This is a genomic window from Paenibacillus sp. SER-28 (assembly GCF_052906305.1).
The window spans coordinates 190619-204390 of sequence record NZ_JBRECM010000009.1 but is presented as its reverse complement, the minus strand read 5'-3'; the positions used below and the strand labels follow the sequence as shown (position 1 = coordinate 204390).

Sequence of the window (13772 nt, the reverse complement as noted above, 5' to 3'; positions counted from 1 at the left end):
CAAACATACAAAGGGTTAAATTCGGGGGTAAAGGCGAACGCTATCGCTTCTTCAGTTTCAAAGCCTTCGCTCCGCTACAACGTGCATACAGATAACCTTTTTTAAAACGTTCGTTATTTCATCACTCGACGAAAAGGGTAAAAAAGAGCAAGAGTTAAGCGCCGCATATGCGCGGCGCTTTGAATGACCAGAAGACTGTTACTTATCTCAGTCATAGAGATCGGACGGCTTTTTTATGATGCTTACAACAACTATACATATTTAATATCAATTTTTTTAGCCTCAATAAACCCTTGAACTAAAGTAACGTAGAATCGAATTCTGTTTTTAAGCGTCGCGATGGAAGCCAAGGTCACGAAGGACGCGGTCCTGGTTGCGCCAGTCTTTTTTTACCTTAACCCAAAGTTCCAGGAAAATCTTGGAGCCTAGCAGGTTTTGGATATCCTGGCGGGCCTGTTTGCCCACCTCTTTGAGCATGGCTCCCTGTTTGCCGATAATGATCCCCTTCTGGGAGTCACGCTCTACAAAAATAACAGCCATAATATGCACTACCCCATTATCCTGCACTTTCATGTCTTCAATCATAACCGCAATAGAATGGGGTACTTCCTCACGTGTCATATGCAGAATTTTTTCCCGTACCAACTCGGCAATAACAAACTGTTCAGGATGGTCGGTAATTTGATCATCCGGATAATATTGCGGACCTTCTGGCAAGTATTTTTGCACCTGCTCCAGCAGGGTGTTTACATTGTTGCCCATTTTGGCCGAGATCGGTACGATTTCTGCAAAGTCATACAACTTGCGATACTGCTCAATCAGGGGCAACAACGCTTCCGGCTCAATGCGATCAATTTTATTCAGCACCAAGATAACTGGCGTTTTTACTTGTTTAAGCTGTTCCGCAATAAAACGGTCGCCACCGCCCAGGCCTTCAGCAGCGTCAATAAGAAAAAGTACCGCTTCTACTTCACCCAACGTATTAAAAGCAGTCTGATTCATGTAATCGCCTAATTTTGACTGGCGCTTATGAATCCCGGGTGTATCCAAAAATACAATTTGCGTGTCCTCCGTAGTAAATACGCCGTGAATTTTGTTGCGTGTAGTTTGCGGCTTGTCTGACATAATGGCGATCTTCTGCCCAATGACGTGGTTCATCAGTGTTGATTTTCCGACATTGGGTCTGCCAACAATTGCGACAAAGCCTGATTTAAAGTGTTTCTTAGCCATTTCATTTCCTCCAGCGCGATTAAGCACCTATTTTATTTTGGTTTTTCCATTAAAACAGCGAACTAATTAACGTCAACATAGGCCTATAAAACACAAATATACCAATAATTACAGCAAAAACCGCTGCCAGGAGCACGGCTCCGGCGGCGGTGTCTTTAGCCGCTTTGGCCAGCGGATGAATATCAGGTGAGATGAGATCCACCGCCGCTTCAACAGCGGTGTTGAACAGTTCGGCTACAATGACTATAGCGATAGCCACGCAGACGAATAACCAGTCGAGCCGGGAGATGTGCAGAGTTAAGCCTGCTACAATGACAAGGAACGCCACGGCCACATGTATCCGCATATTGACTTGCGTACGCAGAGCATACATCACGCCTTCTGCAGCATAGCGAAAGGTCATTCTCCAAGGCTGACGTCTCATTACCTTGTCAACCCCGCTTGAGCCAGTACAGCTTCCTGTTTGCCCATCATTTCAGCTTCACTCACATCATCCTGATGATCATAGCCTAACAGATGCAGAAAGCCGTGAACAAACAAAAAACCGATTTCACGCTCAATGGAATGTCCGTATTCTTCGCTCTGAGCTTGCGCTGTCTGTACAGAGATTATAATATCCCCCAGAACATCCGGTACATCATTCAATGAATTTTCTTCATTCGGTTCGTAAATAATTTCAAGCTCTTCATCCAGTGTCTCCTTCATAGCAAAAGACAACACATCGGTGGGACGATCAATTCCCCGATAGTCCCTGTTCAACTCATGAATTTGCTCATCATTAACGAAGGTAAGGGCTACCTCACCGTCTGTGACTCCTTCCACTCTGCCTGCCTCCTCTAATAAGGTGTTCAGCAGCGTAATTAAAGATTCGTTAATTACCATATCGTTTTGTTCATTATTCCAAGCTAATTGAAGGCCCATGCCAACCGCTCCTTTTAATTCTAGTGCTCTACCCGTGCTTCATGCACAAGTTATATTAAGCTTTTCCGTTTTCAGACTTGGGCCTTTCCTCTGGATACTCAATACGGGAATGGAAAATCCCCATTACTGTTTCCTTGAGGGTTTGAGCCACGATATCAAGCTCCCGCATGGTCAGCTCGCAGTCGTTAAATTGGTGATCATCAAGACGGCTCTTAATAATTTTCTCAATCATGGATTCAACCTGTTCCACCGTCGGCTTCCGTAAGGAACGAACTGCTGCCTCCACACTATCAGCAATTCCCACCACAGCAGACTCTTTAGACTGAGCCTTCGGTCCCGGATAACGGAAATCATCCTCCGTGAAGTCAGGCTCCACCCCCCGCTCTTCAGCCTCACGCAACGCCTTGTGATAAAAATAGTGTAAGAATGTCGTTCCGTGGTGCTGCTCGGCAATATCGCGAATTGGCTTGGGTAGCTTGTAATCCAATTGCATTTCCACGCCGTCACGAGCATGGGCGATAATGATGGATTTGCTAAGCTTGGGCTCTATTGAATCATGTGGATTTTCCAACCCATTTTGATTTTCAATGAAGTACGAAGGCCTCTTGGTTTTACCAATATCATGATAATACGAACCAACCCGGCACAACAAGCCGTTTGCTCCTATAGCCTCCGCTGCGGCCTCTGACAGATTACCCACCATTACACTATGATGATACGTTCCCGGTGTCTCCGTAAGCAGCTTGCGGAGCAATGGATGGTTGGGATTCGACAGTTCAACAAGCTTCAGTGCCGACAAGATACCAAAAGTAGACTCAAAAAATGGCATTAGCCCTATAACAAGTATTGCTGTTATCAGACCGCCTGCAAAAGCAAAGGCTACCCCATAGAGCGTCGTCGTTTGAGTCCAATTCCCTTGGTCAATCAGTGCCAGAGAAAAAACAGACAGGGCACCGAACAGGCATACCATAATCGCCCCTTTGAACAGTGTTGAACGCTGGCTGGCTCGATGGGTAGAGAAAATCGCTGCCAGACAGACCACAATAGCAAAAAATCCAAAATTAAAGTCAAAAATTTGTCCCTGACGGACATTCAAAATAACACTTGCCAATATACTGAATATAACGGCACATACGAAAGCCAACGACATATCAAGCAACAGCGTTACGAGCATAGCTCCAAGCGCGATAGGCGCCAGATAGCCGAGATAGGAACGTTCACTGTTTTGCAGTATGGAAATTAACATCATTGCTCCTACTGTAATCACAAAGATTAATACTAGCATGAGCAACTGCGCATTATTATACTTGAAGTTTCGTGTTCGTGATTGAAATTGACGAATATACATAAACAGGCCCAATGCCAGCATCATAGACAACATCAGTAGGCCAAATTGTGGCCAATAATTGATTTTATCCTTGAGCAATTCATTTTCATCAAGCAGTGTATAGATTTCCTGGGTAATAATCTCACCCTTCTTGACGAGTACTTCACCCTGTTTAATGTAAACTGTCGGTGTATCTTCACGAGCCTGTACCTTGGCGTCCTTCGTAGCTGTATCATCATAAAACTTGTTGGCGGTAATCACAAGCCTTGCAAGTTCCTGAACAACCTCCCGTGAAGTACGCTTAGTAAGCGAGCTTGTACTAACCCGCTCAGCTACTTTCGCTCGGGCTGTCTGAGCATCCGTAATTTGATCATTCATCAACCCTGTCACAATCTCACGGGCAACAGGCCGCATTTCAGCAATATCCTCAGATGTAAGGCGCGGAATTTTAATGAATGTCTCCTCTGGAATTCGGTACGTTTGCTCTTTCGTTTTTTCCAGCACTTCATCCAGCAGCTTATCTGGGTAGGCATCTGCATTACGGCTATTATTCACAAAATTTTGCACAAATTCCCGTGCACGTTGCGGAATCTCATCCTTATAAATCGAAATCTTATCTGCTCTGGAAACCTGATCATCCTGATTGAGCCGTTCAATTCGATCCAAAATACCAGTAATCAGGTTATCGTTGCGAACGGGCACAATGGTATACATGGGCTGCACACGTTCAGCTGATTCCTCTTGAGCCTTCAAAGTCGCCTTACTGTTAGGAAGCTGCATCGGGGCGACAATTTCCTTTTCACTCGGTTGATTTACCCGAATATCATAACGCTCGGGAAGCAGCTTGGACGCAAAGCCTACATAAAAAAGAACCACCAAAAATAAAAACAGAAGATAGCGTGTCGCCACGCTATACTTCCATCCATTCATTCTATGCTGGAACGTTTTCCCTTTAGATAATTCCTTCGAGGTCATCTAAAACAATCCCTCTCCATCATCTTTTTCAAGGCAGCTACACTGCTCATTTTATACTTCTGATCGTACACACCATACTCGTGATTGAATGGCTATCCTTGATTTTCGGCAACACGGTCATAAGCAACAATGATTTTTTGAACGAGGGAATGACGGACAACATCCTCTTCTGCAAACTGGACAAAGCCTATTTCCTCAATCCCTTGTAAAATCGCATTCGCTTCAATCAGACCGGATTTTTTGCCACGAGGCAAATCAATTTGCGTGACATCGCCGGTAATAACCATTTTGGAGCCGAAGCCAAGTCGAGTCAAAAACATTTTCATTTGCTCGGGTGTGGTGTTTTGCGCTTCGTCCAAAATAATAAATGAATCATCCAGCGTACGTCCCCGCATATAAGCCAAAGGAGCAATTTCTATTAACCCGCGCTCCAGTGCCTTTGCAGTCTGCTCTGGGCCCATCACATCGTATAGGGCATCATACAATGGGCGTAAATACGGATCAACCTTTTCCTGTAAATCCCCTGGTAAAAAACCTAAATTTTCACCTGCTTCCACCGCAGGACGAGTCAGTACAATTCGCTTGACTGAACCTTCCTTCAGGGCAGCTACGGCCAGTACTACAGCCAGATAGGTTTTACCAGTACCCGCCGGGCCAATTCCAAATACAATATCGCGTTTCTTAATCGTGGTTACATAGTGCTTTTGTCCAATCGTTTTGACGCGAATCGGTTTACCCCGGAACGTCGTCGTAATTTCACCCTTGAACAAATCGAGCAGCTGATCAGCGCGCAAATCTTTGGCCAATTCAATCGCATAATGGACGTCCCTTTCGGTCAGTATATACCCATTGCGAATTAACTGGAGTAATACATCGAACAATTGTTCGAGCACTTCCACCTCGTGTGCATTACCAAAAACATTAACTTCTGCCTCACGAGATGCTATTTTTGCTGGAATAGCGGCTTCGATTAATTTTAAAAAGGAATCCTGCGGGCCAAATAACGCCTGTCCTTCTCCCGCATTGTTCAATGCAATTTGTATGCTGCGTTGTTGTTCTGCCAAATAGCCTCATTCTCCTTGGTTATGAACTAACGGAAGTTCTTCCGCAATATCCTGCTCCACTTCAAAAAGCACTTTCATATAAACTTTACCATTCTCTCTCTTCTCATGCAAAATTTTTTGACTTATTATTTTCGTTCCTTTGCCGTATTTAGCTAAAATATCAGCTCGCGCGCCTTCTATTCCTGACATTTTCGCTTCTGCTTCCGTAAGCTTCTGCTCTTGTATCTTTGTCTCCCTCACACTTTCGGTCATCCAACCCATTGGAAGTTTGTAGGAACGCCAGGTTAGCGGATCATGTTCAACTGTTGTTTTATGTGTAGAATAAGGTATTTTCCCATATCCCCACAATTGTATCGCACGGTTGCCTAACACCAGATACAAGCGGTCGTGACTGGTACCTGTATACGTGCTGCTGCGTTGCACCGTGGGACTGCTAATTTCGTATTCATGCCATACAAGACCCTTAACCTCTCCTTTGGCTACGACCTGCTGCTGATTCTCCTCATCTCCAAGCGTTCCCGAGATGAGAATGGCTCCTTTTTTGACACGCGTATTTTTATGCACGACAGGACGACCCTGCTCGGCAAAAATTTCAGTGACTACCGCATCTGCCTTACTGATGATATGACGTGGGCTGTAGAGCGGCGCAGGGGTAGGCTGTGAAGCTTCAACAACCTGAATCGTCACCAAAGTACCCTGTTTTTCCACACCGATCCAGGATGCCTCTGGAAGCTTCTGCATGAGCGCACGGGAAAGCTTGTCTTGACTGGAAAGACGAAAGCTCCATTGAAACGGATACAGCCCCTCCTGTCGGGCGGCTTTGAGAACGGATTCCGTCGAGAGCTTATCATTCCCCTTCACTTCAATGTCCCAGATAAGCGAAGACATCAGCAGGAGACCTATCCAGAACAAAGCCAATCCAGCCAGAAAAAATTTACGTTTGGCAAGTCGTATAACAGTAAAGGGAAGCCCTTGCCGCTTCAGAACATGCATTTTACAGCCTGTCCTTCTCAAAAGCGGGCGTAGGAGGAAGACGTGCGGCAGCAGAAGGTTCATTTCTGCATGTCTAGTACCCATCGGCCGCACGTTCCAAACAGGTATATGTTGATCGGTGAGTAAATTAATGAAAGCTTCCACACTTTCGCCCTTGACAGCAAGGGTAACCGTGCCATGCAGCTTTGCTAAAGCAGGATGTTTCACGAGCCTTCCTCCGTTCCTTCCATTTGGATATCCGTTATATGTCCCTCCACACTTACCTGCTCTGGCAGAATAGACGTAATGACTAGATCATGGCCGGACACCCTCAGCCTGCCTTGCGCAAGTGCAAGTACGAGCTGATCCGGCGTGAAATCCACCACGCCCCGGTGATTCTCCACATAAAGCTGGCGGCTGCCGATGAGGGTTAACCGCGGCAAGTCAAATAGAATGTCCTGCGGAAGCTCCAGCGTCTCGCTGGCCCACTTTCGCAGTTTGCGGCTCATCCTGCTCATACGGCGAAATCTCCTTTCCCGTCATCAAAACATCTGTTATCCATCGGCTCATAGTTGTTTTGATGACAGCACGCTGCTATTTTTTCATCTTCTGTTATTGCCATTCGGACCCATAGATGTTTCATGGCAGCTACGCTGCTGGCTTTTCATCGTATATTCTTATTATCAGTGAACACCATTACACCAGCGCCACAGATATCTGTTCTGTACATTTTATGATCCAGTCCCCGCATTTATGAGGCTAAACTTACAATTCGTAGCTGCTACTATATTGCAGAGGCAAAAGATGGGTCTTTCAAAATTCACAACCAAAAAAGCCAACCTCGTTTTCATATCGAAAACAAGATTGGCTTTTTTGATTTTCATTATATGACACGGTTATTTCTCGGTATCTCGATTCAAAAGAGAGTTTTTTCTAGAGTATAAGAAGTAAACAACCATACCAATGACAAGCCAAATCATAAAGCGAATAAATGTCTGACCATTCAAATTAAGAATGAGCACCCCACATGAAACGATAGCCAGAATTGGAATATACGGAACTCCAGGACATCGGAAGGCCCTTGGCAAATCAGGTTGTATTTTTCTCATAACGATGACGGCGATCGAAATCAGAATAAATGCTGACAGGGTTCCAATGTTCACCAAACTAGCTAACTCATCTAACGGGATCAGCCCACCCATTAATGCAGATAAAGTACCGAAAAACAACGTGTTAATGTAGGGCGTTTTATATTTGGAATGAACCTTGGATAATACTTTGGGGACTAAGCCGTCACGTGACATAGCAAACATAATGCGAGTTTGACCATAGAGCATAACCAGCATGACCGTTGTCATTCCTAAGATAGCTCCTATATCTATAATACCTGCAACCCAGTTCTGACCCGCAACCTGCAATACCAATGACACAGGGTGAGAGATACCTTCAAATTGCATAAACGGTACTATACCAGTCATAATCGCGCTAACAACGACATACAAAAATGTACAAACAACAAGTGAGAAAATAATGCCTCGCGGTAAATCACGAGCGGGATTTTTGGTTTCTTCAGCTGCTGATGAAACAGCATCAAAACCAATAAAAGCAAAAAACACAAGAGCTGCGGCTCCAAACACCCCATTGAACCCAAACGGTATAAACGGTGTCCAGTTATCTGGCTTCACATATTTAAAAGCAACAATGATAAACAATAAAATAACAACAATTTTTACGATTACCATGATGTTGTTTATCCGTTTTGATTCTTTTATCCCAAAATAAAGTAAGAACGTGATACCCATCAAAATTAAAAAAGCTGGGAGATTAAAATAAGTCGTTTGGTCTTTTAAAGCCCCAGGTGCAGCAGTGAATTCAAGCGGAATGTGAAGGCCAATTCCATTCAAAAATGATACAAAGTAACCCGACCAACCTGCGGAAACGGCGCTGGCTGCCAGCATGTATTCCAAAATCAAATCCCATCCAATAATAAAGGCCAATAGTTCCCCCATCGTTGCATATGTAAAAGTGTAAACAGAACCGGATACTGGAACGGTGGATGCAAACTCCGCATAAGCCAATGCTGCGAATAAACAGGCGAGTCCCGCAATCACAAAAGAAAGAACCAAGCCTGGACCAGCTGTAACTGCTCCCGTACCTGTCAACACAAAAATCCCCGTTCCAATAATGGCTCCAATTCCAAGCATCGTTAAATCAAACGCACCCAGTTCCCTTTTGAGTGCTTTTTCTCCCCGCGTAGCAGCAATCAACTGATCAATGCTCTTCTTTCTGAACAAGCTATTCCCCATCCATTCCATCCTCCTAAAAATTAATTTTTCATTTTTATAACCTCGTTTTATCACCTCAATTTAAATCAAATTTTAGCTAAATATGGAGTTAATTTCATAAGTATCTATCATTGAGAACATTATATATAAAAAAGAAAAAATGAAAACTGCTTTCGGAAAGCCTCATTCATATTGTTACATTTGATCATTTTTCACGAATATATTTTCATAAATGAGGCCCTAAATTAGACAAAATGCCGCCATTTTAGATGACAGCAAATGTTAGAAACCTAGGGCACACAAGAGATTATCACATTCGTTGTCAGGTAATTAGAGCATTTGTCGTTAATTCACTTTTTATTCTGAGCATGCTTATGTATTCCTAAAGCATCACAAAAAAGATCCGCCACAGCCAAAGCCGTGACGGATCCACTATCATTTTAACGTCTTCCTCCACCCATGTAGCGCTTGGAACGCGGAGGACCTAATATTTCTGCCCAAATCACACCTCTGCGCAGATCAGCCGTATCCACCGTATTACGGTCTTGCGAAGCTATCTCTGGCGCATCTGTAATTTCCCCTGACTCCCTCGCGTTGGATATACGATCGAGACGGGCTAAAACCAATCTGCGTTCTTCTTCCATAGCACGGATCCGATCCTCTAGAGTCGAACCGTTATCTAATGAATCCCGGTCCATCCGTTCTTCCGTTTCCGACCGATCGCCCACTTCTTCTATACGACGAGCCTCCATAACCGCCCGTCGTTCATTAGGAAATTGACGTTGCAACTCACCAGCAACATCCTGCTGGCGCTGCTCTTGCCCATGTTCCGTTGTGAAGGGTCTGGATGACGTCGAGAGCCCGCGAGAACCATGATCACCCCCAAAGGTAGGCATACCTTTTCGCGGCGGTGATTTCCGCCCTGTACCTTGGATGCTTTTCCCCAAGAAGGACACCAAAGCAAAGCCAATCACGATCAGGATATACAAATGTTCAAAGATCCAGCTGATAAAGTTCATTACTCACCACCTAGCTGCCGTAATTCATCGGCTATGTCCCGTTATTAATCCCGGTTCTTGTTGTCATTCCCCGAGTTCTCATTCGGTTTGCCTAAGGAGCTACGCATTTGCGTATCTGCCTCAATATTTTTCAAATTCATATAGTCCATGACGCCAAGCTTCCCGCCACGCAGCGCTTCAGCCATTGCCAGCGGCACTTCGGACTCGGATTCCACCACGCGTGCTCTCATTTCTACAACACGTGCCTTCATTTCCTGCTCCTGCGCTACAGCCATCGCACGCCGCTCTTCTGCTTTTGCCTGCGCAATACGTTTGTCGGCTTCCGCCTGCTCTGTTTGTAGAAAAGCACCGATATTTTTACCTACATCAACGTCCGCAATATCAATGGACAAGATTTCAAATGCTGTCCCGGCATCCAAACCTTTGGACAATACAGTTCTTGAAATTGAATCTGGATTCTCCAATACGTCCTTATGCGAGTTACTGGAACCTACGGTTGTAACAATACCTTCACCGACCCGTGCAATAATCGTTTCTTCTCCGGCACCCCCAACAAGTCGATCAATGTTGGCACGCACCGTAACACGAGCTTTAACCTTTACTTCGATACCATCCTTGGCGACCGCAGCCACAATAGGTGTCTCAATAACACGCGGATTAACGCTCATTTGGACCGCTTGCAGAACATCCCGTCCCGCAAGGTCAATCGCTGCCGCACGTTCAAACTCAAGCGGAATGTTAGCTCGCTGCGCAGCAATCAACGCATTGATCACTCGGTCTACATTCCCTCCTGCGAGAAAATGGCTTTCCAGCTGGTTGATGTTCAAGCCCAGACCCGCCTTGGTTGCCTTAATGAGCGGATTGACAATTCGGCTTGGCGTGACGCGCCGTAACCGCATAGCTACCAGCGTAATGATACCAATGCGCACACCCGAAGCCAATGCTGAAATCCACAGCATCACCGGGAAGAAACTGAAAAATACGCTCAATACAATAATCACTACAACGGCAATCAGCAAAACGCTGACAATACCTGATTCGAACACTCGCATCATCCTCCATTAATCTAATTCTTTGTTGTTTACTTATTTAGACGCTAGTGTCTGCCTTGACCACAATACGCCCACCTTCTACTTTGGATACTATAATCGGCATATCTGTAGCAATAAACTCGCCGTTCGTTACAACATCGACTCGCTCATCAGCGATCAGCACCGTTCCGGCTGGACGAAGTGGTGTCAGACTGACACCCCGTTGACCTAATAGCATTTCCCGGTTCACAACTGAAGAAAAACCTTGGTCAGCCGTTAAACTTTCTTTAAGTATAAAACGGTTCCATATCCCTCGGTCCTTGAATACAACCGCAATGATCGCCACCACGGCAACCGCAGCTGCAAAGGCAATGCCCAAAGATATAAACGCGTGCTGCATGTTGTATGCTGCGCGAACAACTCCGGCGACAAGACTGACTGAACCCAAAATGCCCAAAACACCAAAGCTTGGGATGAACATTTCAAGGATAAGCAGAGCCAGACCGATAATAAACAACAACCACGTCTCCGAACCTGCAAAACCAGCGATATAATTGCCGAAAAAATACAACCCAAATCCGAGTATGCCCAAAATTCCCGGTACACCAAAACCAGGTACGAGCAGCTCAATAACGATACCCGCGATACCGATAAATAAAAGCAACGTCTGCACAATTGGGTTGGTCAATATCTCGGCTGCTTTTTCAGCCCATGTTCGCTCCACATGAATTACATCATCCATGCTGTAACCCATCCACTGGATAACTTCTTGTTCGGAAGACGCGATGTGATCCGCATAACCCAACTTCAGCGCTTCCTCACTGGTTAAAGAAATGATCTGACCATTTTCCTTATTAAAGTTCATCTCTGGAATAGATATGGTCGTTTTAGAGTCAACCATACCTCTGGCAATATCCGGATTACGTCCGCCAGCTTCTGCGGCAGATGCCATGCTACTCTTCCACCAGGCTATCGTTTTTGGATCTGTGATAGCCTGCCCCCTGCCGTCTACTAACGCTGCTGCTCCGATAATACTCCCCGGTTTCATAACAATCTTGTTTGCGCTCAACGCAATATAGCTACCCGCTGAGGCCGCTTCGCCCCTTATATAGGCTACGGTCGGAATTGGACTGTCTTTAATCAGTTTGCCCAGCTTCTCCGCTGTATCTACCCGTCCACCGGGAGTGTTAATATCCAGTAAAATCAGACCTGCTTTGAAATCTGCTGCTTCTGCAAATCCACGTTCCATAAATTTGCCCAGACCTTGCTCAATCTCCTGATCAACTGGTATAACAAACACAGCTCCACCTTTAGTTTGGGCCGCCGCTGATTCAGAATGAACTAAGGGTAACAGCAAAACGGATACCATAATCCACAACGTTAAAAAGATCAATTTGCGACTGGAGTGGTGATGTTCTCTATGCATTTCTCTCCCCCCTTTCGATCTTTCTATGTTACAGCATACCAAACTTTGTTAGACAAACTATACAGTTTTCAGGATTTAATGTGAAATTATTGGGTATATTGCTAATCCTGACGGCTGTCAGATACTTTACGCACCCAATGGACATCACGTTTCACACAATTAACGATAACGCTTACATATAAGAATCTTTCATCATTACATTCTATGGTAGGCATCGCTTATATAGAAATAACACCCTCTGTAAACAGAGGGTGTTGTGTTTTCCTGTTTGTCGCAGGTTTATTGCAGAAATTGCTGAACCGCTTGGTTCACGAGCTTACCGTCAGCGCGGCCTTTTACCTTAGGCATCAAGGCCGTCATTACTTTCCCCATCTCGGCTTTCGAAGAAGCACCGGTTTCCTGGATGGTCTGCTGTACAATAACTTTAATTTCTTCCTCAGAAAGTTGTTCGGGAAGGTACTGAGCGATGATCTCTATTTCTGCTTTAGTGCTTGTCGCAAGTTCATCACGACCGGCTTTTTCAAATTCATGGAGGGCATCTTTTCGCTGTTTGATCTCACGACTCAGAATATCAAGCACTTCGTTGTCGTCCAAATCCCGTTTCAAATCTATTTCAAGATTTTTAATCGTAGAACGAACCATTCGAATGGTGGAGAGTTTGAACTTGTCCTTACTCTTCATTGCTTGCTTCATATCTTCGTTCAATCGTTCGCTCAAATTCATGATTGCTTAGATCCTCCTAGAACTTTCTCTTACGAGCAGCCTCGGACTTTTTCTTGCGCTTTACGCTTGGCTTTTCATAATGCTTGCGTTTCTTCACCTCAGCCAATACGCCATCCTTAGCAATGGAACGTTTAAAGCGACGAAGTGCAGCATCAATTGTCTCGTTTTTGCGAACTTTAGTTTCAGACACCAGTTTTCCCTCCCTCCGACCAGACCGTCCAAGAGCAATAACACGGTTCATCAAATTTTATTATAGGTGAAACGGAAACCAGGTGTCAACCTATAAGAAAAAATGAATACATAAAGGGCCATTTTTCTCCATTCACTTCCGTATTACTGAAAAGACAAGCTCTGTCATTTTTTAAGAATGTGAGTCTGAAATACCTGTCAAGGCACCCAATTTGGCGCCGCCCAGTAAGTGATAATGCAGATGCCCCACCGCTTGTCCACTATCCGGGCCACAGTTGTTAATCAACCGATAGCCAGACTCAGCGATTCCTAACTTTTTCGCAACCTCAACCGCAACACGATGAATCTCCGCGATAAGAGGAAGATCCTCCTCCGTCACAGCATTCATCGAAGGAATATATTTTTTGGGAATAATGAGCACGTGTACTGGCGCCGCAGGCTGGATGTCATGAAATGCGAGCACATTGTCGGTTTCCAACACCTTTTTGCTGGGGATGGTTCCATCCACAATTTTCAAAAACAGATCGTCCATTCAAAACCCTCCTTTGGCAGTGAGCCGATCGTAAGTAAATAGGCATAAACAGCCCTTGCTCTCGGCATTCAAAGTTAT

14 protein-coding genes are annotated in these 13772 nt (G+C 45.0%); all 14 read right to left on the bottom strand.

The genetic code is table 11. The features are described from left to right. Window positions 1-327: 327 nt before the first annotated feature. The 14 genes from era to ACUYLD_RS19725 all read right to left on the bottom strand — a co-directional run bounded on the left by era (window position 328) and on the right by ACUYLD_RS19725 (window position 13694). A complete protein-coding gene (gene era / locus ACUYLD_RS19790; protein ID WP_039272276.1) occupies window positions 328-1230 on the bottom strand; it encodes a GTPase Era in 903 nt (300 codons plus the stop codon). Between the two features lie 49 nt (window positions 1231-1279). Then, a complete protein-coding gene (locus ACUYLD_RS19785; RefSeq protein WP_039272277.1) occupies window positions 1280-1654 on the bottom strand; it encodes a diacylglycerol kinase family protein in 375 nt (124 codons plus the stop codon). Then, window positions 1654-2151 carry an rRNA maturation RNase YbeY gene (gene ybeY, locus ACUYLD_RS19780; RefSeq protein ID WP_025722123.1) on the bottom strand — a complete coding sequence of 166 codons (498 nt, stop codon included), beginning with the start codon at window positions 2149-2151 and terminating at the stop codon, window positions 1654-1656. Before ybeY ends, ACUYLD_RS19785 begins: the two co-directional genes overlap by 1 nt. A gap of 55 nt (window positions 2152-2206) precedes the next feature. After that, window positions 2207-4453 carry an HD family phosphohydrolase gene (locus ACUYLD_RS19775; RefSeq protein WP_039272278.1) on the bottom strand — a complete coding sequence of 749 codons (2247 nt, stop codon included), beginning with the start codon at window positions 4451-4453 and terminating at the stop codon, window positions 2207-2209. Between the two features lie 92 nt (window positions 4454-4545). Continuing rightward, entirely contained in the window at window positions 4546-5517 is a 972-nt protein-coding gene (locus tag ACUYLD_RS19770; protein ID WP_029517794.1) for a PhoH family protein, read from the bottom strand. A 6-nt stretch (window positions 5518-5523) separates the two neighbouring features. Continuing rightward, complete coding sequence (gene yqfD, locus ACUYLD_RS19765; RefSeq protein ID WP_440722685.1) at window positions 5524-6717, bottom strand: sporulation protein YqfD; 1194 nt, start codon at window positions 6715-6717, stop codon at window positions 5524-5526. Next, window positions 6714-7007, bottom strand: coding sequence for a sporulation protein YqfC (gene yqfC / locus ACUYLD_RS19760; RefSeq protein WP_029517796.1), 294 nt, complete (start codon window positions 7005-7007; stop codon window positions 6714-6716). Before yqfC ends, yqfD begins: the two co-directional genes overlap by 4 nt. Before the next feature lie 378 nt (window positions 7008-7385). Then, a complete protein-coding gene (locus ACUYLD_RS19755) occupies window positions 7386-8795 on the bottom strand; it encodes an amino acid permease (protein ID WP_446675795.1) in 1410 nt (469 codons plus the stop codon). A 419-nt stretch (window positions 8796-9214) separates the two neighbouring features. Beyond that, on the bottom strand, window positions 9215-9793 hold the full coding sequence (locus ACUYLD_RS19750) for a hypothetical protein (RefSeq protein WP_250268853.1): 579 nt from the start codon (window positions 9791-9793) through the stop codon (window positions 9215-9217). 44 nt (window positions 9794-9837) lie between these two features. Further along, complete coding sequence (gene floA / locus ACUYLD_RS19745; protein WP_039272282.1) at window positions 9838-10839, bottom strand: flotillin-like protein FloA; 1002 nt, start codon at window positions 10837-10839, stop codon at window positions 9838-9840. A gap of 43 nt (window positions 10840-10882) precedes the next feature. Continuing rightward, entirely contained in the window at window positions 10883-12250 is a 1368-nt protein-coding gene (locus ACUYLD_RS19740) for an NfeD family protein (protein ID WP_039272283.1), read from the bottom strand. 279 nt (window positions 12251-12529) lie between these two features. Further along, on the bottom strand, window positions 12530-12973 hold the full coding sequence (locus ACUYLD_RS19735) for a GatB/YqeY domain-containing protein (RefSeq protein ID WP_013311146.1): 444 nt from the start codon (window positions 12971-12973) through the stop codon (window positions 12530-12532). Between the two features lie 16 nt (window positions 12974-12989). Continuing rightward, window positions 12990-13163, bottom strand: a complete 174-nt coding sequence (rpsU, locus tag ACUYLD_RS19730; RefSeq protein WP_005547957.1) for a 30S ribosomal protein S21 — start codon at window positions 13161-13163, stop codon at window positions 12990-12992. A gap of 171 nt (window positions 13164-13334) precedes the next feature. Beyond that, window positions 13335-13694 carry a histidine triad nucleotide-binding protein gene (locus tag ACUYLD_RS19725; RefSeq protein WP_025722131.1) on the bottom strand — a complete coding sequence of 120 codons (360 nt, stop codon included), beginning with the start codon at window positions 13692-13694 and terminating at the stop codon, window positions 13335-13337. Between the last annotated feature and the right edge of the window lie 78 nt (window positions 13695-13772).